Below are 21,261 nucleotides of genomic sequence, written 5' to 3' on the forward strand. Positions count from 1 at the left end.
CCCTGAACAAGTAAACGCATATACATGGCAAGCCGACTTGCCAAGTCAGCCAATGAGGAGAAGCTATCGTGCCGGACCACATTCTTGATAGCGGAGATTCCCCGGATCTCGAAGCACTGTTCGACAGCATTGCCAGCCAGCAAAAAGAGTCGGCCAGTGACGATGCCCCCGCTGCCCAAGCAACGGGTAATGCACACAACGAAGAGATGTACGAACAGATTGGCCAGATCACGCGCAAGATGCACAACACCCTGCGTGACATGGGCTATGACAAATCACTGGAACGGGTGGCGGATGCCATCCCCGATGCGCGCGACCGCCTGAGCTATATCGCCTCGCTGACCAAGAGCGCGGCCGACAGAGTGCTCAATGCCATCGACGTGGCCCAGCCCTTGCAAGACCAGCTTGGCAGCAATTCCAAGAGCCTATCCGAGCGCTGGAACCTGTTGTATGCCAATCAATTGTCAGTGGAAGAATTCAAGCAGCTGGCCAATGACACGCGTCAGTACCTGAACCAGGTGCCGGATCAGACCCACGAAACCAATACCCAGCTGCTGGAAATCGTGATGGCACAGGACTTCCAGGACCTTACCGGTCAGGTCATCAAGAAGATGATGGACATGTTCAAGACCATCGAGGCCGAAATGCTGAACCTGCTGGTGGAATTCTCGCCGGAACACAAGAAAGGCGCGCTGGACAGCAGCTTGCTCAATGGCCCGGCCATCAACCAGGAAGGCAACCCGGACGTGATGTCCAGCCAGCAGCAAGTGGACGACTTGCTGGACAGCCTGGGTTTCTGATTTTTGCACCGCCCAGCCAAGGCCCTGCACATGCAGGGCCTTTTTTCTGCACCGCCCCCCGCCGGACTACAGCGACTGCAGGCTTGGACTGTGCCGCATCAAGGCCAGCGTCTGCAACTGCATGGGGTCCTGTATTTCGATGCGCTTGTATTTGAGACTGATCAGCCGCTCGTCCTCCAGCTCGCGCAGCGCCCGGTTGACATGGGGTCTGGACGACTGGATCAGCACCGCCAGCTCCTCTTGTGACAAGCTGATTTCCAGAGGCAGCGTACCGGTCATCGGATGTCGGCGTGACACACCAAACTGGTACAGGGCTGAAATCAACCTTTCCTTGGTACTGCCACCGTAAAGCAACAGGGCCAACTTGATGCAGTGACGCTGATAGAGGATGGATGCCTGGGCAAGACTGCGCCACAGCAGTGGTTTGCCGTTCAGTATGGCCTGGATGGCTACCGTCGGAATGGCCAGGGCCATGGTGGGCTCCGCTGCGTGGAAAACATAGCAAGGTGCATCATCCAGTGTCGGCCGCATCAACTGGCCCAAACCAATCAAATGGCAGGGGTAGATCATGCCAAACCGGGCGGTGCCGCTTTCATTCTGCATGCTGCACCATACCGAGCCGGTCACCAAAAACAGTAGCTCTTCCCGCTGGTAATCCTGGTAGACCATTTCCGACTTGGCATACTCACGCAATTGGCTCTGGCTGAACAAACTGTCCAGATCCGACGCTTCCCAGTTATTGAACCACACCGCTGTGCCCAGCAGCTTGCGCGCGGTCACGCGACCATTGGATGGTGTTCTCATGACTGACCTCCCCGTCTGCCATTTTTTTGTTTTTTCGTACTGCAATAAAAAATACTTCGATTCTTACCAGCCTGTTTGGCCTGGTACAGCGCCTGGTCGGCCTGCAACATCAGCTGTTCCGGGGTCATGCCAGGTTCGCTTGCCGCCAGGCCGATACTGACACTCACCGACAAACCGGAAATAGGCTGACTGGCAATCGCCTGATTGATGACTGTGGCCAACTGCAATGCCTGACCCGGTGTCGCGTGCAGGAAAATGCCAAATTCCTCTCCCCCCAGACGACCACAACAAGCAGCACCAGCAATGGCCCGGATGCGCTGGGCAATGCCGTGCAGTGTGCAATCACCCATTGCATGGCCATGCTGGTCGTTGATGGCCTTGAAGTTGTCCACATCCAGCAGCATGAAACACAGGGGAAGGTTGCTGCTGGTGGTAGAGGCCTGATGCAGTTCTGACAGGAAGGCCGAGCGGTTATTGATGCGGGTCAGACTGTCCACATAGGCCAGGTCCACCAGCCGCAGATTAGCCATGTAGCCCCTGGCCCTTTCCACCAGATACAAATAATTCAGCATGGCGCCAAAAACCAGCGGAAATACCAGCAAACACAGCATCCACACCGCTTCGGAAGAAGACAGAATGACATTCAGATAACGCAGCATCAGCTGACCACTGATCACCACCCCGCACAACATGAAAGACAGGGGGTCGCTATGCAGGGGGGACATGGCAATGACGATGACGGCACCGACAGCCAGGGACCAGATCACCTGATTGGGCGAGCTTTGCAACAGAAACATCAAGGCTTCACTGAGCACCATCACATACGCGATACGACCACAGGTACGGCTGATGATGTTCGTGCCTTTGGCTGTCAACCATGTGGTAAGAACCAGGCCGGCAAGGTAGACCAAGGACAGGGCGTAATAGCCGTTGTACTGCGGGGCACCCAGCAATGCGCCGCACCAGCTCACCGTCCCCATCAACTGGATGCACAAGGAAGAACCCAGGGTGTGCTGCTCTGCATAGGTGAAATACCGCAACCAGTCAGCAGGGCTCAGCAATATCGCCTGCTGTTCTTGTTCCAGGATTTTTTGGTTTTTCATCATGGGGCTGGCGTATGGAGTAAGCAGTTGGCGTGGCAGGTGTGCACGACATCCCGCTAGAATCTTGATTTTTTTATTCTGTTACAAGCGTACCAACACAATCTTACAGATACTACCGCCAGTCACAATCCGTCTTTGTCTGATTACAGACAATCCAATTCGAATATATTTGTCTTTCTCAGGCTGGAAGGTAAATTCCCGAATCAAAAAATGGCTGGCCTCAAACAGCAAGGCCAGCCCAGGCATGAGACTGATGAGAACGCGGGGAAATGCCGTTTGTGATAGCTCGCCTAGTGCATCACGGTTTGCACTTGCCAGGCGTTGTTCTTGACCATGGACAGCGTCACCGGTGCCTTCAGCAGATTGCCATTGGGAGCAAAGGCAAAGTCGGCAGTGACACCGCTGTAACGGATGGCGGCCAGCTTGGGCAGATACCTGGCCGGTTCCACCGAACCAGCTTGCTTCATGGCTTCTGCCACCAGCATCACCCCGTCGTAAAATTGCGGCCCCAGCAGTACCACATCCTGGTGGAAGCGTGCCTTGTAACGGGCTTCAAAGTCCTTGCCAGCCGGACGGGCAGCCAACACCCCGCCAGCCACTGCGGAATAGTGACCCGCCGCATCTGCTCCGGCCAGCTGGATGAAAGTGGGCGTATTCATCATGTCGCCCCCCATCAGTTTGGCTTTCAGGCCCAGGCGCTTGAGCTGCTTGGCCATTGGCGCGGCCTGGGCGTCCGCCCCGCCATAGAAAATCACCTCCGGATTGACCGCTTTCACCGCGGTCAGGATGGAGGTGAAATCCGTCGCCTTGTCGGTGGTGAATTCGCGGCGGGCCACCTTGCCGCCATTGGCGGTGACGGCCTTGACGAATTCGTCGGCAATGCCCTGACCATAGGCGGTGCGGTCGTCAATCGCCACAATGCGCGTGGCCTTGAGGGTTTTTACTGCAAACTGGCCCAGCGAGCCGCCAATCTGGCTGTCGCTGCCCACCAGGCGGAAGGTGGTCTTGTAGCCTTGCTGGGTATACGCCGGGTTGGTGGATACCGACAGTTGCGGAATACCGGCTTCCGAATAAATGCGTGAAGCGGGAATGGACACCCCGGAGTTGAAGTGGCCAATCACCGCCTTCACCCCGGCGTCCACCAGGCGCTGCGCAGCCTGGGTGCCAATGCGCGGGTCGGCCTGGTCATCTTCCGATACCAGCTCGAACTTGATTTTCTGCCCGCCCACCACCAGGCCCTTGGCATTGATGTCGTCAATGGCCATCCTGGTAGCGTTTTCATTGTCCTTGCCGTAGTGAGCCTGCGGGCCGGACAAGGGCGAGGAAAAGCCGATTTTCACCACGGTGTCGGCATGGGCGGCGGCAATGGCAAACGGTGCCATCATGCCGCCCAGTGCCGCCACCCAGCCAAGCTCTGCAAACAGTTTCTTTTGTGCCATGTCATTTCTCCTTTGACGCTGCATTCATTCAAGAGAAACCAGCTGGTCTCCCCTGTTACTGCTCTCCTGACATCACCGGTCTACGCCGCTGTCTGACAGGATCAAAACCGTTGCAGCCGGTAGGGCTGCATATCCAGTGCCGGTGCGCGGCCCTGTAACAAATCACCTAACAGAACCGCCGTAGTGGCGGCCAGGGTGAGGCCCAGGTGGCCATGCCCGGTGGCAAACCACAGGCCGGGCTGCTGTGGTGCCGGACCGATGATGGGCAGGGTATCCGGCAGCGAGGGACGGTTGCCCATCCATACCGTCATCTCTTCGGTAGAAAAATCGCCAACAATGCGCCGCGCCTTGTCCAGCAGAATGTGGGCGCGCCGCCAGTTGGGCGCGGCATCACGGTGCGCCAGCTCCACTGTACCGGCCAGGCGCAGGCCGCCATCGGCCATGGGCAGGATGACAAAGCTTTCACTGGCGCACTGGATGAAGTGGTGCAGCTTCACCCCGGCCCGGGGCAGGTTGACGTGGTAGCCGCGCTCGCTTTCCAGCGGCACGCGGTAGCGGTGCTGACGGGTAAAGCGGTCGCTCCACACGCCGCAGGCAATCACCGTGGCAGCAGCCGACAAGCGGCCATGGCTGGCTGTTTCCACCCCGCTCACATGCCCATCCCCTGCAACGGTAGCCAGTACCTCGTCCTGCACAAAACGGCCACCGGCACGGATGAAGGCATCGAACAGGCCACGGCTAAAGGTGTAGGGGTCGTCCACATGCGACCAGTCCGGCACCCGCACCGCGTATTGCCACTCCTCGGCCAGCAAGGGTTCTTGCGCCAGCAACTGGCTGCGCGACAAGGCCTGCCACTGCACACCATGGCAACGCTTCTCCTCCCAGGCGGGCAAGGCGGCGTCAAATTCCTGTTGATTACGGTACAGGGTGAGGTTGCCGTGGCGGCGCCACATGGCCCCCAGCCCGGCCTTGTCTATCAGCGCGGCGTAATCGGTATTCACCCGACCAAGCAAGGCGGACAGATCGCGGGTGAGTGCGGCCACCTTGCTCGGGCGGCTGGCAGCCAGAAAGCGCAGCAGCCATGGCATAAGGCTGGGCAGGTAGCGCCATCGCAGGGCCAGCGGCCCCAGCGGGTCCAGCATCCAGCCCGGCACCTTGCGCAGCACGCCCGGTTCGGCCAGCGGTATCACATCGCTGATGGCAAAGGCACCGGCATTGCCATAACTGGTTTCCATGGCCGGTTCGCCACGGTCCAGCAGGGTGACGGCAAACCCTTCCAGCCGCAGTTGCAGCGCAATGGCAATGCCGACCACCCCTGCCCCCACCACAATGACTTCATCTCCCGCAACAAGGGTGTCAGCCATGGTTCAGGCCTCCCGCACACCATTCACCAGCCGGCGCAATGCCAGCGGATTGCCATGCTGCAGGGCTGGCGGCAGCAGTGCATCCGGCAGGTCCTGATAGCACACCGGGCGCAAGAAGCGCTGGATGGCTGCCGTCCCCACCGAGGTAGAACGCACATCCGACGTCGCCGGAAACGGCCCGCCATGCACCATGGCGTCACATACTTCCACCCCGGTAGGCCAGCCGTTGACCAGGATGCGGCCGGCCTTGCGCTCCAGCACCGGCAACAGGCTGCGTGCCAGCGCGATATCGTCATCCTCCAGTTGCAGCGTGGCAGTCAGCTGGCCTTCCAGTGTCTCGGCCAGTTGCAGGCGTTCTGCTTCATCGCGGCATTGCACAATCAATGCAGCCGCACCGAACACCTCGGCCTGCAAGGCTGGATTGGCCAGATATTCCGCTGCACTCACCCGCAGCAGCTGCGCCTGGCACTGGTTGGGGCCGGTGGGCAGCACGCCCTTGGCCACGGTGCTGGCATGGCGGGACAGGCTGTCCAGCCCGTCCTGATAGGCCGCCCAGATGCCGGGTGTGAGCATGGTTTGCGCGGCACTGTGTTGCAGCAGTTCGGCAGCAGTGGCGACAAATTGCTCCAGTGCCGGCCCTTGCACCGCCACCAAGAGGCCGGGGTTGGTACAGAACTGCCCTGCGCCCAGCGTCAGCGAGCCGACAAAGCCCTGTGCCAGCGCATCCCCACGGACCTGCAAGGCAGCGGGCAGCAGGAACACCGGGTTGGTGGAGCTCATCTCCGCATACACCGGAATCGGCTCCGCACGCTGCTGTGCGGTCTGACACAAGGCCAGCCCGCCAGCGCGCGAACCGGTAAACCCCACCGCCCTGATGTGCGGATTGCCCACCAGTGCCTGCCCTACTTCGCGGCCACTGCCAAACAGCAGGGCAAACAGCCCGACAGGCAGGTCACACTGATGCACGGCACGCGCGATGGCCTGGCCCACCAGTTCGCTGGTGCCAGGGTGGGCGCTGTGCGCCTTGACGATGACCGGGCAACCGGCGGCCAGTGCCGAGGCGGTATCGCCCCCGGCCACCGAGAAGGCCAGCGGAAAATTGCTGGCACCGAATACCGCCACCGGTCCCAGCGGGATCTGGCGCTGGCGCAAATCAGCACGTGGCAGCGGCTGGCGCTCAGGTTGAGCCTGGTCGACCCGCACATCCAGCCATTCGCCAGCCAGTACGGTACGGGCAAACATGCGCAGCTGGCCGCAAGTGCGGGCCCGTTCGCCCTGCAAGCGAGCCTGCGGCAAGCCGGTTTCCAGCATGGCGCGTTCGATCAGCGCATCACCCAGTGCTTCCAGTTCTTCGGCAATGGTTTGCAGCAACTGCGCCCGCTGGGCAGGCGTGGTTTCGCGGTAGGTATCGAACGCGGCCCAGGCCCGCGCGCACGCCTGTTCAACCTGAGCCTGATCGCCTCCGGCATAGCCCGGTTGCAGTGTCTGTCCGCTGGACGGGTTAATGGCATGCAGCACTTCACGCGTGCCGCTGATGGTTTGACCGCCAATCAGCATCTTGCCTGTCAGATTCATGAGATTTCCTGCTTGAAGTGAAAGCCCAGCCACGCAGCTGGCGTGGCACGGCTGCTCAGGGTCTGGCTCAGGCCACATTCAGCCCGGCCGACCAGTCGCGATACCAGTTGCGGAACAAGGTGTACTGGGTTTCGGCATAGCGGCGCTGGGCTTCTGTCAGCACGTCGCTTTCGTTGAAATGCAGGCTGTATTCGGTATCTCCGTTCAGCACCATCAGGTACTTGTAATACAGCACCAGATCGCAGCCTTCATCGAAGGAGGAGAGCACCGCCAGCGCGGACTCCAGCTCGCGCGCCTGACGGCGAGCAGTGGCATCGCCACGGGCGGCGGCCTTGCTCAGGGCAACCAGATGCAGCACCTCGCGCGGCAGCGCATTGCCGATGCCGGTAATGGCACCAGTGGCATTGCAGTTGACGAAGCCATGCACCACCTGGGTGTCCACCCCCACCATCAGCGTGACCTGATCATCCTGCGAGGTGATGTGCTCGGCGGCATAGCGCATGTCGGCGGCACCGCCGAACTCCTTGAAGCCGATCAGGTTGGGATAGCTGCGGCGCAGTTCGAAGAACAGGTCGGCACGGGTGGCAAAGCCGTAATACGGGCTGTTGTAGATGACTGCAGGCAAATCGGGCGCAGCAGCCAGAATGGCGGAAAAGTGGGCCTTCTGCGCAGTCGGGGAAGCACCGCGTGACAGCACGCGCGGAATCACCATCAGGCCATGCGCGCCAACGCGGGCTGCGTGGGCGGCATGGGACACAGCCTCGCGGGTGTTCACCGCACCGGTGCCGACAATGGTGGGCACGCCGGCCGCCACCAGCCGGGATACGCCTTCCTGACGCTCGGCTTCGGTCAAGAGCGGCCAGTCGCCCATCGAGCCGCAATACACCACCGCGCTCATGCCAGCGGCAATCAGTTCTCGGCCTTTGGCCACCAGCGCGTCAAAGTCCGGCTTGCGCTCGGCGGTACACGGGGTCATCAGGGCCGGGATGCAGCCGGTGAAAATGTTGTCGCTCATTGTCTTGCTCCTTGCAGCTTGTCTGTATGTGTGTGGGGTAGGTCGTTATAAGACGGGGTTCAGATGCCCCAGGCGAAAGGGTCTTGCGGGTCGATCAGCAGCGTGCTGCTGGCAGTGACCCAGGCGCGGCCGGTAATGAAGGGGCGGATGAAATCGCCCTCACGCTGGTAGTGACCGATGAACTGGCTGCCGGTGATACCGGCCTGCACCCAGCTTTCGCCTTCGGCCAGTTTGCCGTCAGCGGCCAGGCAGGCCAGCTTGGCACTGGTGCCGGTGCCACAGGGCGAGCGGTCGTAGGCCTTGCCGGGGCACATCACGAAATTGCGGCTGTCGGCGCTGGCATCGTCGGCAAACAGCTCCACGTGGTCGATCAGCGCACCATCTGCCCCGGTAATGCCCTGCGCTTCCAGCGCTTGCAACATGGCCCAGGTGAAGGCTGTCAGCGCTTCCACATTGGCCATTTCCAGCCTCATGCCATGTTCGGACACCAGAAAGAACCAGTTGCCGCCCCAGGCAATGTCACCATGAAACACACCGTAGCCGGGCACATCCACCGCCACCTGTTGGCGATAGCGATAGGCCGGCACATTGCCCAGTGTCACCGCGCCATCCTCGTGCAAGGTGGCGCTGACCGGCCCCACCGGGGTGTCGATCTTGTGCTCGCCCGGTGCAATCAGGCCCTGGTAATGCAGCGAGGCAATCAGGCCGATGGTGCCGTGGCCGCACATGCCCAGATACCCGGTGTTGTTGAAGAAAATCACCCCGCACGTGGCGTCTGGCGATACCGGCGGGCAATACAACGCGCCCACCAGCACCTCGCTGCCACGCGGCTCCAGCAAACAGGCCCGACGCCACTGGTCGTGCTGCTGGCGCAATACTTCGCGCTGCGCGGCCATGCTGCCGCCGCCAATATCGGGAAAACCGCGCATCACCAGTCGGGTGGGTTCGCCGCCGGTGTGGGAATCGATGATGTGTATCTCTTGCATAACCCTGTCCATTCGGTAAGACCTAGCAAGACGGTCGGCATGCATGCCCATGGCTTCTCCCAAGGCATGAATCAAGAAAGCAACACCATGCAGGGTATTGATTTCATTGTATCTTGACGCCGAATCCGTCTTCGTCAGCATTTGCATAGAATGGCCTTATTGCTGCCGGGAATCTTGATGCTTATCATCAGTGACAATGACGAAATCGGCACAATTGCTGTTTTTGCAGCACAATGGGAAAGACAGGACTGTGCCGCCATGCCCGGTGACAGACCGGACAAACGCACAAGACAAGGAGGGGAAAACCATGACAGGGGAACTGCTGGACAGCATTGCCAGCTGGCAGCAACAAACGCGTCCGGCCAGCCTGGACAGTCTGCTGGGCGCACTGGGACCGCTGCTGCCGGTACTGAACCTGATCCCCAATGCCGCCATCTTCATCAAGGACGCACAGGCCCGCTATCGGCTGGCCAACCAGACGCTGGTGGAACGCTGTGGGCTGAAAAGCCTGCAACCCTTGCTGGGCAAGACCAGTGCCGAGGTGTTTCCCTCGCAGCTGGGACCGGGCTATACCGCGCAGGACATCAAGGTGTTGAAGGACGGGCTGGTGCTGGAAAGCCAGCTGGAACTACACCTGTTCAACAGCCGCGAACCGGGCTGGTGCCTGACTTACAAATGGCCGCTATACAGTGCGGCGGGCGACATCATCGGCCTGATCGGCATTTCGCTGGATTTGCAAGCCGCCAGCAAGACCCACCCCGCCTACACCCGGCTGGTGGCAGTAGACGAATTTATTCGCAGCCACTTCAGCCGTTCCATCAGCATGGCCGAGCTGACCGCCATTGCCGGCGTCTCCCCCGCCCAGCTGGAACGCTACTGCAAGAAGGTATTTCACCTCACCCCGCGTCAGATGATTCACAAGGCCAGGCTGGAGCACGCCCACCGCCTGCTGCACAGTGACATGGCCATCACCGAGGTAGCACTGCACTGCGGCTATACCGACCACAGCGCCTTCAGCCGCCAGTTCAAGGCGCTCACCGGATTTGCCCCGCGCCAGTACCGCCAGCAATTGGCCAGCAAGAGCTGAGCGGTACGGTTTCACCTGCGGTGCGGCAAAAACACCAACCGCCAGAGGATTGGGCAAGAAGTGCCGAGGATCCATGTACCGGCCTGCGCCACGCTTCCTGAACAATACGCAGCAACACGTGGCAGGAAAACCTGCCCTCTTGCACGCCTTGTCTTCACTCAGGAGCCACACCATGCAACTCACGCGCAAAGCCTTCATGCAATCCGCCCTGCTCGCCTGCACGGCCTTGTTCATCAGCGCCCTGCCTGCACAGGCAGCAAGCAGCAGCACATCCTCTGGAGAAACCATGCTTCAACTGACCCAGGAATGGGACAAAACCTTCCCGCAAAGCAGCAAGGTCGATCACCGCAAGGTGAGTTTCCGTAATCGCTACGGCATTCTGCTGGCCGCCGACCTCTATCTGCCGAAAAATCGTGGCCAGCAGCAACTGGCCGCACTGGCCGTCAGCGGCCCGTTTGGTGCGGTGAAAGAGCAATCATCCGGCCTGTATGCACAAGCCATGGCAGAGCGCGGTTTTGTGACCCTGGCGTTTGACCCGTCCTATACCGGCGAGAGCGGTGGTGAACCGCGCAATGTGTCGTCCCCGGAAATCAATACCGAAGACTTCAGCGCGGCGGTGGACTACCTGGGACTGCTACCCGAGGTAAACCGCGAAAAGATAGGCCTGATCGGCATTTGCGGCTTTGGCGGCATGAGCCTGAATGCCGCCGCCGTGGACAAACGCATCAAGGCCGTGGTCACGACCTCCATGTACGACATGTCGCGGGTGATGGCCAAGGGACTGGGCGATAGCTTGTCGGCACAGGACCGCAGCAAGATTCTCGACCTGCTCAGCCAGCAACGCTGGCAGGACGCCGAGCATGGCCACCCGACAGCGGGCAGCCACGGCATCTATATCGCCGCAGACGGCAAGGCAGTGATGCCCGCACGTGTACTACCGGAAACCCTGCCTGCCAATCCGAACCCGGTGATGCAGGAATTCTTTGACTACTACCGCACCCCGCGCGGCTTTCACAAGAACTCGGTCAACTCCAGCGGGGCCTTTACCGCGACCAGTGCGCTTTCCTTCATGAACATGCCGCTGCTCAGCTATATCAAGGAAATTGCCCCGCGCCCAATCTTGCTGATTGCCGGTGAGAACGCCCACTCCCGCTATTTCAGCGAGGACATTTACCAGGCCGCCGCCGAGCCCAAGGAGCTGCTGATCCTGAAAAATACCAGCCACGTGGATTTGTATGACCGCATGGACAAGATTCCTTTTGACCGGATAACCCGCTTCTTCCAGCAGAACCTGCACTAGCCGGAAAGTCATGTGCCAACCCGGCAAGACCATGGACTGAGCGCAAGACGGACAAAACCAAACCCTCCACACCATGGAGGGTTTGTCATTGATGCACAGCCAGAATACAAAATCGCTATATCTTATTGGTTTCTATAGCTTTCAACAAAAACCATTTTAATAACATGGCTTGACCATACCAAAACAGGTAGGTATGAAGACCTCCCCATGCAGGCATGGGACCTGGTTGATTTCACCGAATTCGAAATGGACCTCAGCGGCTATTCCAACTTCAAAGGTCACGACATCAAGAATGTCGTTCCTGTCATCTCGGAGCGGGGCTGCCCGTTCAAATGCACATTCTGCGACATGAATATCGTGCAAGGCAGAAAACTGAGACGGCGCACGCCACAACGTTTTGTTGATGAACTGGAGTATCTGGTCAACGAAAAGAATCAGCGCTTCTTCACCTTCATGGATGACAACCTGACGGTCGACAACAAGCATATTCTGGGCATCTGCAATCAGATATTGCGACGTGGCCTGGATATCCAGTTCACCACTGCCGGTGGCCTGGGCATGAACAGCCTGAAAACCGAGGTGATTGATGCCATGGTGGCAGCCGGCATGACCTCAGCCCTGCTGGCCCCCGAGCACGGCTCGGAATACATCCGCAATACCGTTATCAAAAAAGGCTTGAAACGGGACACGATTTATAAAGTCGTTGAAGACCTGAAAAAACATCGCGTCAGTCTGGCGGGTAACTGGATCATGGGTTTTCCTGAGGACAGCAATGAAACGTTGCAGGAAACCATGGACATGATTGATGAGCTGCAACTGGATCGCAACTGGGTTGGTACGCTGATTCCCTTCCCCGGCACACCGGTGTTTGACCAGTGTGTGCGGGACAAGCTGTTTATTGAAGACATCGACATGGACAATTTGTGGCGCGTCCCGGTTCGGGCCCACCAGGAAGGCTGTGTCATCAAGCCCTACAATATGTCGCTGACAGAACTGTTTGACTGGCGGCGCAAATTCATTGATATCCGCTTCAAATACATGCGTGCGCTGTGAGGCCCGGTCTCGGTGCAGCCCCCGGTTGAATACCGGCAAACGGACAAGAAAAAGCCCTGAACATTCAGGGCTTTTTTGCTTGATTTCCAGCCTCAGGCGGGCTGGAAGACACAGTCAATCAATGCTGATGGCCGTGCTCGCCATGTACATGCTGGTGGGCGATTTCTTCGGCCGTTGCCTCACGCACACTCAGCACGCTGATGGCAAAGCGCAATGCCTTGCCGCACAGCGGATGGTTGCCATCCAGCAGCACGGTAGGGCCTTTGATCTTGGTGACAAAGTAGTAGCGCGGCTGACCGTCCGGGCCAATGCGCTGGATCTGGCCACCCACCTTGATGCCGGGCGGGAATTCAGCCTTGGGCATGGTGGTGACCAGCGCTTCGTCACGCTCGCCAAAAGCGTCTTCACATGCCAGTTCCAGTGTGGTCTGGAAACCGGCTTCCTGGCCTTCCAGTGCTTCTTCCAGCTTGGCAAACAGGTTGTCGTAATCGCCATGCAGATAGGAAACCGGATGCTTGCCATCGTCGTAAACCTGGCCCTGGGCATCGGTCACTTTCATGCGCAGCGTAACGGCGGAATTTTTGGTGATTTTCATGGCAGAAAAATATGCGTGGAAACAAAGGCGGCAGGTTCGCAGGTCGGCCGTTCAGTGTCAACTGCCGCGCCGCCCTGCTTTGCGTGGCTGGCATGAGGACAAACGCATCAATGCGCCTGCGGCTGGGTGACAAAGGCAATGCGGTTGACACCGGCATGCTGGGCCAGCGCCATCACCGCAGCGACTGCCTGATACGGCGTGGCCTGATCGGCCTGCAGTTGCAGTCCCGGATTCCCCGCACTGGCTGCTTGCAATTGCACACCAAGGGCAGCCTGGCTGATGGCCTGCCCGTCCAGTGTCACACTGCCGTCACGCGCCAGGGTGAGGTGCAGCACCTTGTCCTGTGGCTTGTCTGGCGTGGCAACCGTTCTGGGCAGCTCAATACCCACCGCCTGATGAAACAGGGGCGCGGTCATCATGAACACCACCAGCAACACCAGCATCACATCCACCAGCGGAGTGGTGTTGATTTCGGCCATGGGCTGGCCATGCTGGCCTGAAGACGAAAAGCCGTGGAATGCCATGGTTCACGCCCCCTTGGCGACTGACTGTGGCTGCAATACGCCGCCGGTCATGGGCGATGACGGGTGCTGACGCACCCCGGCCACCAGATAAGCATGCAGGCCATGGGCAAAGCCTTCCAGCGCGGCCAGCAGCAGGCGGTTGCTGCGGGTACAGGTGTTGTAGGCCAGTACCGCCGGAATGGCGACAAACAGGCCGATGGCGGTCATGATCAGCGCTTCGCCCACCGGCCCGGCCACCTGGTCGATATTCATCTGGCCATGGCCGGACAGGCTGATCAGGGCGTGATAAATCCCCCATACCGTGCCAAACAGGCCAATGAAAGGCGCGGTGGCACCGATGGACGCCAGCACGGTGAGGCCCTGCTCCAGCCGCGCCTGCGCTTGCAGCAAGGCCTGTTGCAGGGTGCGGCCCAGATACTCACCCGCATCCAGCTCGCCACTCAGGCCCAGGCCGGACTTGGCCGCGTAGGCCTGTACGGCCTGGTCGGCCTGCTGCGCGATGCCACAAAGCAACTGGCTGCCGTCCCCTGCCGCCAATGCCTGCCGGGCCGCCTGCTTGCTGCTTGCCTGCCAGAAGGCTGGCAGCGCATGACGCAGGGCCTGGCGCAAGCGCCATTGTTCCAGCAGCTTGATCAGCAGCAAGCTCCAGCTGGCAATCGACATCAGTACCAGCAGGATGGCCAGCCCATGGGATACCGCATCCCCCTGCTGCCAGAAATGCGCCAGACCCAGTTGTTTATCCATGGTGTTTCCTTGCGATGGCTCAGCCCCGGTGCTCAATGACCAAGGCGAAAAGTAATGGGAACAATGACGGTGGAGGCAATGGCCTGCACACCACGCCGTGCCGGGGTAAAGCGCCAGTTGGCCACGGTTTCCCTGGCTGCTTCGTCCAGCCGGGAAAAACCGCTGCCATGCTGGATGTCCACTGCCTCGGCTTGTCCGTCTGCCGAAACACGTACCCGCAGCAGCACCCTGCCCTCTTCGCCATTACGCCGCGAAGCCGGCGGGTAGGCTGGTGCCGGGTTATGCAGGTAGTCGGCAGTAAAACCGGCCTCGGTCATGGCAGGTACATGCGCTTCAGCCGGTTCCGCCGCAACTGCCGCTGCCTGCGAACCCGGGGTGGTACTGGCATTGGCTGCCGTGCCGGACAACAGGGCTGGTGTGGCCGCGTGGGCAGAAGCAAGCGGCTTAGCTGGCAGCGCCCGTTGCACCACCGGTTTAGCCATTGCCACATGCCGGGGTGGCTGGGCAGGCGGCTGCGCGCTGGCAGGCAATGGCCTGGCTACGGTCGGTGACGGGGCGGGTTGCAGGGTGCGCATCTGCACCACCATCCGGGACGGCACCGGCAGGGCTGGCCGGGTTTGCTGCACGGCCAGCAGCCAGTTGGCAAAAGCGGCATGCAGCAGCAATACCGCCAGCACACAAACCATGCGGCTGTACTGCGTTTTCTGCCTGCTACCAAGTCCCCTTACCTGCCACATCACCTGCACTTGCTCTCCCCCTTGCTGCCAGGCAAGCCGATGCGCCTGCCAGTGCGGGAGCAACCTTAGCAGGATTCCGCCCCGCCCCCGTGCGACCAATTGCCGCAGCCGGCAAAGTTCCCCGCTGCGACAAAATGCCACATTCCCGGCCCTGGCCTGGCGGGGCATCATCCACGCCGCTTAACAAAATCTAACGTCATCAAAACAAGAGCGAGCTTTCCTGATGAAACACCGCGCAGCGTTTCCCCGACATCAACTGGTTCTGGCCGTCACCCTGGCATTGGGGCAAATCAGCCAGGCCCAGGCTGGCGATACCGACAAGCAACTTGCCGAAATCACCGTGCAATCGCAGGCTGACAGCAGCGTGCCGGACAATCTGCCCGCCACCACCAGCAGCATGGCTGCCGACAAGATTGCCCAGACCACCAATGTCACCAGCACCGAAGACACGGTGAAATACCTGCCTGATGTGCAGGTTCGCCGCCGCTACATTGGCGACCAGAACAGCATCATCGCCACCCGCACCTCAGGCCAGACCAGCAGCGCCCGTGCCCTGCTGTATGCCGACGATATCCTGCTGTCCAATCTGCTGGGCAACAGCTATGCCTACCCGCCGCGCTGGAACCTGGTCAGCCCCGAAGAAATCAGCCAGGTCAATGCCATTTATGGCCCGTTCTCGGCTGAATATCCGGGCAATGCCATCGGCAGCGTCATCGTGCTGAGCACCCGCATGCCGGACAAATTCGAAGCCCATGCCAGCAGCACGCTGTTTGACGAAAGCTTCAGCCAGTACAAGACCAGCCAGCATTTCACCGGCAGCAAGAATGCCGCCATGCTAGGCAGCCGCGCGGACCGGCTGGCCTGGATGATGGAAGCCGGGCATCTGGACAGCCTGGGGCACCCGGCCAGTTTTGCCGCCAACCCCAACAAGTACAGCGGTGCCAGCGCAGCCACCACGGTGAGCGGTGCGGTGAGCGACGTGGACACCACCGGCACCAAGCGGCTGATTGTCGGTGCCACCAGCGCCGAGCATTCGATTCAGGACAATGCCAACTTCAAGCTGTCCTACGACCTCACCCCGACGCTGAAGCTCAACTACACCCTGGGTTACTGGCAAAACAATTCCACGGTGTCGGTCAACAGCTATCTGCGCGATGCCGCCGGTAATCCGGTTTACACCGGCATCGTCAACATCGACGGTCAGAAATACAATCTGGCCAATGCCTTCCAGCCCAGCAAAAAGCAGCAGGAACACCTGCTCAACGCCTTGTCCTTCAAGACCAGCACTGACGGCAGCTGGGACTGGCAGGGCAATATCAGCATTTATGATTTCAGCAAGGACAGACAGCGCAGCGCGACTGCCGGGCTGACCGGCGCCGGCACCATTACCGACCTGGCCGGCACCGGCTGGCAAACGGTGGACCTGAAAGGCGACTGGCGTCCCGGCGGCAGCCTGGCCAGCGCACACCAGCTGCGCTTTGGCTACCACTACGACCATTACGCGCTGAACAGTCACAGCTATGCCACCAGCGACTGGCAGTCCGGCACACAAGGCAGCCAGACCGCCGCCTTTGTCGGCAATACCCAGATCCATGCCCTGTTTGCCCAGGACAGCTGGCGCATGCTGCCCGGTGTGCAGCTGATTGCCGGTGGCCGTTACGAGTGGTGGTCGGCCTTTGGTGGTGCCACCACCAGCGGCCAGAACACCTACAACGACCCGGCGCGCAGCCAGCAGTTCTTCTCGCCCAAGGCCGCCGTGGTGTTCGACCTGAACGACAAATGGTCGCTGCGCACCGCCTATGGCCGTGGCTACCGCACCCCGACCGTGGCCGAGCTGTTCCAGGGTTCGGTGCCCAGCAGCAATACCATCGTCAACAACAACCCCAACCTGAAAGCCGAGCGGGCCGATACCGGCGAAGTCACCGCCACGCGCCAGCTGCAAAACGGCACCCTGCGCCTGACCGCCTTCCGCGAGCAAGTGAGCGATGCCCTGCTGTCACAGACCAACACCACCGTTACCCCCAATGTCACCAATATTCAGAACATTGACCGGGTCGTCACCAATGGTCTGGAAGTGGCCTACGAGCAAACTGACATCGGCCTGCGCGGGCTGGATTTCAGCGGCAACATCACTTATGCCAAGTCGCAAATCCGCGCCAACAGCAATAACCCGGCCTCGGTGGGCAACCCCTTCCCCGGCATTCCGCGCTGGCGTGCTACTGCCGTGCTGAGCTACCGCCAGAACGACAAGCTGTCCTATTCGCTGGCCGGGCGCTACAGCAGTTTCCAGAGCTCGGATGTGGGCAACACGGTAATCAATGGCGGCGTATACGGTGCCAACAGTGCCTACCTCATCATGGACACGCGCATCAGCTACAAGCTGGACCGCCAGTTCACCGTGGCACTGGGTGTGGACAATCTCAACAACTACAAGAGCTTTGCCTACCACCCCATGCCGCAGCGCACCACCTATGCGCAGCTGAAATTCGACTACTAAGCCCTGCCTGTCTTGAGCCATCCGGCGTGACATGTCCGCATCTCACGCTGTTTTCATGAAAGAGCGTGCATGAAGCGCCTGCTGTTTCTCGCCCATCGCTGGCTGGGCATCGTCCTGTGCCTGTTGCTGCTGCTATGGTCTGTTTCCGGTTTGATGATGATGTATGCCGGGCCTTCCGGCATCAGCCCCGATGTGCGCCTGGCACACAGCCAGCCATTGCCGTCTGCCGAAGCCGGTCGCTGGCTCAGCCTGAGCGAGGCTTGGCAGCGTAGCGGCCTCGCCACCACGCGCCAGCCAGCCACAGCCCGGCTGAACATGCAGGCGGGCGAGGCCATCTGGCTGGTGATCGACACCGCGGGGCAGCGCCAGCGCTTGTCCGCGCAGGATGGACAGCCACATCCGCTTACCCCGGCGCAGGCGGTGCAGATTGCCCGTGACTGGTGGCCCGACAGCCAGCAGGCGCGCTTGCAAGCCGCATTCGAGCGCGATGCCAGCACTGCCATGATGAACTACGACTCCTACCGGCCGTTTTATCGCGTGGCGCTGGATGATGCCGAGCAGCACGAAGTCACCATCTCGCAACGCAGCGGTGAAGTGGTCAAATCCACCACGCGTCTGCAACGCCTTTTGTTCTGGACGGGTAGCTATCTGCATTTTCTGCGCCCGCTGGATGCCATTGGCCTGGCTGAAGCCAGAAAGCCCATCCTCACCTGGGGCGCGCTGGCCGCCTTGCTGTCGGTCTGTAGCGGGCTGTGGCTGGGTGTGGGACGCTGGCGTCCGGCCTGGCTCGGCAAACGCCCTTATCCCAATGGCAGCAGCAACCCTTACCGCGCCTTGTGGCAGCGCTGGCATCTGTGGCTGGGCTTGTCTGCCGGCCTGCTGGCTTTTACCTGGTGCCTGAGCGGCTTTCTGTCCGGCAACCCCTGGCAGCTGTTTGGCCCGCAAGGCAGTCATGGCAAGGTGCATCCGCATGCCCAGCCATCCTTGCCCACCACCATCAGCGGGCTGCCCATGACGCAGATTGCCGGACAACTACAGGGGCAAGGGACTGCACCGGCAGTGGAGCTGAACTGGGTGCAATTGGGCGGGCAACAGCAATTACAAGCACAGGACCGGCAAGGCCGTGTCTGGCGGCTGACCGCAGCCGGGTCAGCCAGCCTGCAAGCAGCAGGCTTCAGCAAGGACACCGTGCTGGCTGACGTGCGTGGCCGCCAGCCGCATACATCTATCCGCGCAGCGGAACTGCTGCAACAGGACGACGCCTATTACTACAGCAGCCCGCGCATCAGTCGCGCCGAGTGCCCGCTGCCGGTATGGCGCATCCAACTGGATGACGCAGCCGCCAGCTGGCTGTATGTGAATCCGCAAAACGGCGCAACCGTGCTGCAGCTCAAGCAAGGCCAGCGCAGCTTGCGCTGGCTGTTCAGCGCCCTGCACAACTGGGACCTGCCCATCCTGCGGCTCCGGCCGCTGTGGGATATCTGGATGCTGCCAGGCAGCATCGCTTGCGTGGCACTGGCACTCACGGCCGCGGTATTGGGCTGGCGCCGCCTGACTCATCGCAAAACGGCACGGCCTCGCTGAAAACAGGGTAATCACAGGGCAGGGAGGCGCGCGGTGCGGCCGCGGCGTAGCGATGACCAGGTGGGAAACCGTGCAGGACAACGGCGCGATGCCATGCTATTGTCTGCAAAAAATCCCGATGCCTTTGCCATGAATACGCGCCTTAACCGCCCTGCTGGAACCCCGCTCTGGTTACAAATCGATGCCACGCTGAGTCAGGAAATCCTGTCACGCACCCTGACTGGCAGGCTTCCCAACGAGCAGGCACTGGCAGAGCGCTTCGGGGTTAACCGGCATACCGTGCGGCAGGCCATCCAGAATCTGCAAAACAAGGGCCTGGTGCGTATCGAGCGCGGGCGCGGCACCTTTGTGCAGGAAGAAATCATCGCCTACCGGCTGGGCAAGAGCAGCCGCTTCTCCCACAGCCTGTCCGCCCAGCATCTGGTCAGCGATGTCGATATCCAGTCCTGCCATTTCGAACCGGCTACCGCCACGGTGGCCGAGTTGCTGCAAGTGGATACCGGCAGCCAGGTACTGCGGGTGGAGTCGCTGGACCTGGCCGATGGCAAGGTGGTGAGCGTGTGTACCCAGTATTTCCCCCTGCCGCGTTTTGACGGCTTCATTGATATTTACCGCAACAGCAAAAGCACCAGCGAAGCCTTTGCCAGCAAGGGCATCACCAGCTTCCAGCGCGTCCTCAGCCGTATCAGCGCCCGCTTGCCCCGGCCGGAAGTGGCCGCTGCCCTGCAGCAGGGCAAGCAGCAACCCATCCTGTACGTGGAAAGTGTCTATGCCGACCCGGCCGGCCAGCCCATCGAATACGGCATCACCCGCTTTGGTGGTGACACGGTTCAGGTCGAAGTAACACCGGACAGTCTGTAAACCTTGCCAGCGCCCCTGCTGCAGGGCCTGTGGTTTTTTTGCCCCCAAAGACATCTAGACGTCTAGATGTAAACAGGCTGTAATGTTGCCTGCGTAAAGTACGCTGCATCCACCAACCCGATGCAAGGCTATCAACATGCAGGCTTATCGCTCCCTTATTGCCGCCGCTCTCTCGCTGGCCAGCTGTACCGTGTTTGCCGAAACCACACTGACCGTTTACACCGCACTGGAGGCCGACCAGTTGCAGGCCTACCAGCAAAAGTTCGAGCAGGAAAACCCGGACGTGAAACTGCGCTGGGTGCGTGACTCCACCGGCATCATCACCGCCAAGCTGCTGGCCGAAAAAGCCCGCCCGCAGGCAGATGTGGTGATGGGCGTGGCTGCATCCTCGCTGCTGTTGCTGCAAAAAGAAGGCATGTTGCAGCCTTATGCACCGAAAAACGTACAAAAACTGTCGCGCCAGTATGTTGATACTGCTGCCACCCCGTCCTGGGTGGGCATGGATGTGTGGGGTGCAGCCATTTGCTTCAACACCGTGGAAGCTGCCAAGCAAGGCCTGGCCAAACCGGAAAGCTGGAAAGACCTGCTTAAGCCGCAGTACAAGGGCAAGATCGTGATGCCCAACCCCGCCTCCAGCGGCACCGGCTATTTCGATGTCACCGCCTGGCTGACCCTGTTTGGCGAAAAACAGGGCTGGTCCTTTATGGACAAGCTGCACCAGAACATTGCCCAGTACACCCACTCCGGCTCCAAGCCGTGCAAGCAGGCAGCGGCTGGCGAATTCCCCATCGGCATTTCCTTTGAATACCGTGCGGCCAAGCTGAAAGAAGGCGGCGCACCGATTGACGTGATTTTCCCCAAGGAAGGCCTGGGCTGGGACCTGGAAGCCACCGCCATCATGAAGGGCAGCAAGAACCTGGCAGCGGCGTGCAAGCTGGCGGACTGGTCGGCCTCGCAATCCGCCAACGAGCTGTATGAAAAGAACTTTGCCATCGTGGCCATGCCGGGCATTGCCAAACCCAGCCCGCTGATTCCTGCCGATTATGAAAAACGGCTGGTGAAGCAGGACCTGCACTGGTCTGCCCAGAACCGCGAACGCATTCTGGCCGAGTGGACCAAGCGCTACGACGCCAAATCCGAAGCGAAATAAGCCCATCGGTCCCGCGCGCAGCCGTGCCGGGACCTGCCAGCCC

19 protein-coding genes are annotated in these 21,261 nt (G+C 60.5%); 8 read left to right on the plus strand and 11 right to left on the minus strand.

Annotated elements, in window-relative coordinates:
- Positions 1 to 68: 68 nt before the first annotated feature.
- Positions 69 to 800 carry a protein phosphatase CheZ gene (gene cheZ / locus HWX34_RS00810; protein WP_178970547.1) on the plus strand — a complete coding sequence of 244 codons (732 nt, stop codon included), beginning with the start codon at positions 69 to 71 and terminating at the stop codon, positions 798 to 800.
- Positions 801 to 866: 66 nt separating this feature from the next.
- On the opposite strand, the gene HWX34_RS00815 is transcribed toward cheZ, so the two are convergent.
- The 7 genes from HWX34_RS00815 to HWX34_RS00845 all read right to left on the minus strand — a co-directional run bounded on the left by HWX34_RS00815 (position 867) and on the right by HWX34_RS00845 (position 9,086).
- Positions 867 to 1,604 carry a Crp/Fnr family transcriptional regulator gene (locus HWX34_RS00815; RefSeq protein WP_178970548.1) on the minus strand — a complete coding sequence of 246 codons (738 nt, stop codon included), beginning with the start codon at positions 1,602 to 1,604 and terminating at the stop codon, positions 867 to 869.
- Positions 1,601 to 2,710 (minus strand): GGDEF domain-containing protein, encoded by a 1,110-nt coding sequence (locus HWX34_RS00820; RefSeq protein ID WP_178970549.1) that lies wholly within the window; start codon positions 2,708 to 2,710, stop codon positions 1,601 to 1,603. Before HWX34_RS00820 ends, HWX34_RS00815 begins: the two co-directional genes overlap by 4 nt.
- Positions 2,711 to 2,997: 287 nt before the next feature.
- Positions 2,998 to 4,146 (minus strand): branched-chain amino acid ABC transporter substrate-binding protein, encoded by a 1,149-nt coding sequence (locus tag HWX34_RS00825; RefSeq protein ID WP_178970550.1) that lies wholly within the window; start codon positions 4,144 to 4,146, stop codon positions 2,998 to 3,000.
- A 101-nt stretch (positions 4,147 to 4,247) separates the two neighbouring features.
- Entirely contained in the window at positions 4,248 to 5,510 is a 1,263-nt protein-coding gene (locus HWX34_RS00830) for an FAD-binding oxidoreductase (RefSeq protein ID WP_178970551.1), read from the minus strand.
- 3 nt (positions 5,511 to 5,513) lie between these two features.
- A complete protein-coding gene (locus tag HWX34_RS00835; RefSeq protein ID WP_178970552.1) occupies positions 5,514 to 7,085 on the minus strand; it encodes an aldehyde dehydrogenase (NADP(+)) in 1,572 nt (523 codons plus the stop codon).
- A gap of 67 nt (positions 7,086 to 7,152) precedes the next feature.
- Entirely contained in the window at positions 7,153 to 8,100 is a 948-nt protein-coding gene (locus HWX34_RS00840; RefSeq protein WP_178970553.1) for a dihydrodipicolinate synthase family protein, read from the minus strand.
- 59 nt (positions 8,101 to 8,159) lie between these two features.
- The gene (locus HWX34_RS00845; protein ID WP_178970554.1) at positions 8,160 to 9,086 is read right to left on the minus strand and encodes a 4-hydroxyproline epimerase; all 927 of its coding nucleotides are present in this window, start codon (positions 9,084 to 9,086) and stop codon (positions 8,160 to 8,162) included.
- 307 nt (positions 9,087 to 9,393) lie between these two features.
- Here HWX34_RS00845 and HWX34_RS00850 point away from each other — a divergent pair, with 307 nt between their 5' ends.
- The 3 genes from HWX34_RS00850 (at position 9,394) to HWX34_RS00860 (ending at position 12,526) form a co-directional block, all read left to right on the plus strand.
- Complete coding sequence (locus HWX34_RS00850) at positions 9,394 to 10,173, plus strand: AraC family transcriptional regulator (protein ID WP_178970555.1); 780 nt, start codon at positions 9,394 to 9,396, stop codon at positions 10,171 to 10,173.
- A 172-nt stretch (positions 10,174 to 10,345) separates the two neighbouring features.
- Positions 10,346 to 11,473 (plus strand): alpha/beta hydrolase, encoded by a 1,128-nt coding sequence (locus HWX34_RS00855; protein ID WP_178970556.1) that lies wholly within the window; start codon positions 10,346 to 10,348, stop codon positions 11,471 to 11,473.
- Positions 11,474 to 11,680: 207 nt separating this feature from the next.
- Positions 11,681 to 12,526 carry a radical SAM protein gene (locus HWX34_RS00860; RefSeq protein ID WP_178970557.1) on the plus strand — a complete coding sequence of 282 codons (846 nt, stop codon included), beginning with the start codon at positions 11,681 to 11,683 and terminating at the stop codon, positions 12,524 to 12,526.
- A 118-nt stretch (positions 12,527 to 12,644) separates the two neighbouring features.
- Here the strand turns inward: HWX34_RS00860 and HWX34_RS00865 are convergent, their stop codons facing one another.
- From HWX34_RS00865 to HWX34_RS00880, 4 genes are all read right to left on the minus strand, one after another.
- Positions 12,645 to 13,121 (minus strand): peptidylprolyl isomerase, encoded by a 477-nt coding sequence (locus HWX34_RS00865; RefSeq protein ID WP_178970558.1) that lies wholly within the window; start codon positions 13,119 to 13,121, stop codon positions 12,645 to 12,647.
- Positions 13,122 to 13,228: 107 nt separating this feature from the next.
- Positions 13,229 to 13,645 (minus strand): biopolymer transporter ExbD, encoded by a 417-nt coding sequence (locus HWX34_RS00870; protein WP_178970559.1) that lies wholly within the window; start codon positions 13,643 to 13,645, stop codon positions 13,229 to 13,231.
- Positions 13,646 to 13,648: 3 nt separating this feature from the next.
- Complete coding sequence (locus tag HWX34_RS00875; RefSeq protein ID WP_178970560.1) at positions 13,649 to 14,389, minus strand: MotA/TolQ/ExbB proton channel family protein; 741 nt, start codon at positions 14,387 to 14,389, stop codon at positions 13,649 to 13,651.
- 32 nt (positions 14,390 to 14,421) lie between these two features.
- A complete protein-coding gene (locus HWX34_RS00880; RefSeq protein WP_218645004.1) occupies positions 14,422 to 15,075 on the minus strand; it encodes an energy transducer TonB in 654 nt (217 codons plus the stop codon).
- Between the two features lie 274 nt (positions 15,076 to 15,349).
- Here HWX34_RS00880 and HWX34_RS00885 point away from each other — a divergent pair, with 274 nt between their 5' ends.
- The 4 genes from HWX34_RS00885 (at position 15,350) to HWX34_RS00900 (ending at position 21,218) form a co-directional block, all read left to right on the plus strand.
- Entirely contained in the window at positions 15,350 to 17,623 is a 2,274-nt protein-coding gene (locus HWX34_RS00885; RefSeq protein WP_178970561.1) for a TonB-dependent receptor, read from the plus strand.
- Between the two features lie 69 nt (positions 17,624 to 17,692).
- Positions 17,693 to 19,207: a PepSY-associated TM helix domain-containing protein gene (locus tag HWX34_RS00890; RefSeq protein ID WP_178970562.1), complete on the plus strand. Its 1,515-nt coding sequence runs from the start codon at positions 17,693 to 17,695 to the stop codon at positions 19,205 to 19,207.
- 129 nt (positions 19,208 to 19,336) lie between these two features.
- Positions 19,337 to 20,068, plus strand: coding sequence for a phosphonate metabolism transcriptional regulator PhnF (gene phnF / locus HWX34_RS00895; RefSeq protein ID WP_178970563.1), 732 nt, complete (start codon positions 19,337 to 19,339; stop codon positions 20,066 to 20,068).
- A gap of 136 nt (positions 20,069 to 20,204) precedes the next feature.
- A complete protein-coding gene (locus HWX34_RS00900; RefSeq protein ID WP_178970564.1) occupies positions 20,205 to 21,218 on the plus strand; it encodes a putative 2-aminoethylphosphonate ABC transporter substrate-binding protein in 1,014 nt (337 codons plus the stop codon).
- The last annotated feature ends 43 nt before the right edge of the window (positions 21,219 to 21,261 follow it).

Source organism: Aquitalea sp. LB_tupeE (assembly GCF_013391415.1).
Classification (GTDB): Bacteria; Pseudomonadota; Gammaproteobacteria; order Burkholderiales; family Chromobacteriaceae; genus Aquitalea.